We start from the raw sequence: 1719 nt of genomic DNA, 5'->3' as shown, positions 1-1719 counted from the left end.
GTAAGCGTCAGATAACCGAGTATCTTTCTTAGTCCTCTTTTTTCAGCTATTCTAAACTTATCAAAAATATTGGAGGTTAGAATTATGCTCGAAAAACAACAGCCAATTGTGGCTCTAAATCATCCGGCCAGACCAAAGAAGACGCGGCCACCACGTAATAATCTGTTGCTTAGTTTAAAGAAGAATGACTTAGAATTGAACTTTTATAGTAATTTGGATCCTGAGTTAATGAATAAATTACTTGAGAAAGTCTTACCATGATTAGGCTTAGTGACTTGGGGCAAGTTTATATCGTTTGTGGTAAGACTGACCTACGTAAAGGCATTGATGGCCTAGCAATCTTAATTAAAGAACAGTTTGAACTTGATCCTTTTAGTGGTAAAGTTTTTCTCTTTTGCGGCGGAAGCAAGGACCGCTTCAAAGCCCTTTATTGGGACGGACAAGGTTTTTGGCTGTTATACAAAAGATTTGAAAATGGAAAATTGAACTGGCCCAGGAATCAAAATGAAGTTCAAGCTTTATCTTCTGAGCAGGTCGACTGGCTAATGAAGGGCTTCGCAATCAATCCAAAAATAAAGAACACGAAAGCGTGCGAATTCTACTAACACTTGACATCGCACGCTTTTTTGATATTCTTTTAACTAATAAATTTAGGAGGAAGTTTAACTCATGTCACAAGAAAATTTGGAAAAGATTATTGCACAACAAGCAACTACTATTCAAAACTTAACTGATGAAATCAAGCTCCTCCGTGAACAAGTGGCTTACTTAACGCAAAAACGTTATGGCAAATCTTCAGAACAAATGCCTTTAAATGGACAAACAAGTCTCTTTGATGAACCTGATGCTCAAGATGACGGAGAACGTCCCCGACGCCGCCGTTCAGACTATTACTTATAAAAGACAAGCTCACAAACGAAAGCGTGCTGACTTACTAGCTGCCCTTCCAGCTGAAGAGGTTCACCATGAATTAGGCGACAAGCATTGTCCTGATTGTCATCATGAACTGATTGAGATAGGCAAGCAGTCAGTTCGCCAAGAATTATTGTTTATCCCAGCTCAACTTAAAAGGCTAGACCATATCCAACATGCTTACAAATGTAAATATTGCAGTCAAAGAAATCTTAGCGACAAGATCATTAAAGCTGCAGTACCTAAAGCTCCCCTAAACCATGGTCTAGGTTCAGCTTCACTCATCGCTCATTCACTCTATCAAAAATATGAAATGAAGGTGCCGGACTATCGCCAAGAAAGCGACTGGAAGAAGATGGGACTAAAAGTTTCAAGACAGATGTTAAATTATTGGGATTTGAAAAGCAGTCAATACTACTTTAAACCAGTGTATGATCTGCTTAAGCAAAAGCTGTTAATGCGGCCAATTTTACATGCCGATGAAACTTATTACACAGTCTTAGAAAGTAAAACAAGCAAGACTTACTATTGGGTCTTCCTTTCAGGCAAACATGATCAATACGGGATTACACTCTATCATCATGATCCTTCCCGGAGTGGCAAGGTTGCCTTAAACTTTTTAGGAAACTATCCCGGTTATTTGCACTGTGATATGTGGCAGGCTTATGAGCAATTGCCGAAAGCAACTTTAGTTGGCTGCTGGGCTCATGTTAGAAGAAAGTTTCACGAAGCCGTACCACAACAGGCTTCTGAAAAGTCCCTTGCCCAAAAAGGACTCAACTACTGCAATCGCATGTTTTACTTAGA

General features: G+C 39.4%; 4 protein-coding genes. All 4 read left to right on the top strand.

Annotated elements, in window-relative coordinates; translation table 11 throughout:
- Positions 1-84 precede the first annotated feature (84 nt).
- On the top strand, positions 85-261 hold the full coding sequence (locus tag CP355_RS10420) for a hypothetical protein (protein WP_199161221.1): 177 nt from the start codon (positions 85-87) through the stop codon (positions 259-261).
- Positions 258-605: an IS66 family insertion sequence element accessory protein TnpB gene (tnpB, locus tag CP355_RS09845; RefSeq protein ID WP_098044439.1), complete on the top strand. Its 348-nt coding sequence runs from the start codon at positions 258-260 to the stop codon at positions 603-605. Before CP355_RS10420 ends, tnpB begins: the two co-directional genes overlap by 4 nt.
- Before the next feature lie 64 nt (positions 606-669).
- On the top strand, positions 670-900 hold the full coding sequence (locus CP355_RS09840; RefSeq protein ID WP_005725993.1) for a transposase: 231 nt from the start codon (positions 670-672) through the stop codon (positions 898-900).
- Positions 854-1719: IS66 family transposase (locus CP355_RS09835; RefSeq protein ID WP_233187039.1), on the top strand; the 866-nt coding region annotated here is incomplete at its 3' end. The genes CP355_RS09840 and CP355_RS09835, both read left to right, overlap by 47 nt.

This window comes from Lactobacillus sp. UMNPBX4 (genome assembly GCF_002554115.1).
Classification (GTDB): Bacteria; Bacillota; Bacilli; order Lactobacillales; family Lactobacillaceae; genus Lactobacillus; species Lactobacillus gallinarum.
The sequence above is the reverse complement of the archived record's forward strand: the minus strand, read 5'-3'. Positions and strand labels throughout refer to the sequence as shown.

What these genes read in the sequence shown, in the direction of transcription:
- CP355_RS09840 (WP_005725993.1), top strand. Translation starts at nt 670, where the DNA reads ATGTCACAAGAAAATTTGGAAAAGATTATTGCACAACAAGCAACTACT.
- CP355_RS10420 (WP_199161221.1), top strand. Translation starts at nt 85, where the DNA reads ATGCTCGAAAAACAACAGCCAATTGTGGCTCTAAATCATCCGGCCAGA.
- tnpB (WP_098044439.1), top strand. Translation starts at nt 258, where the DNA reads ATGATTAGGCTTAGTGACTTGGGGCAAGTTTATATCGTTTGTGGTAAG.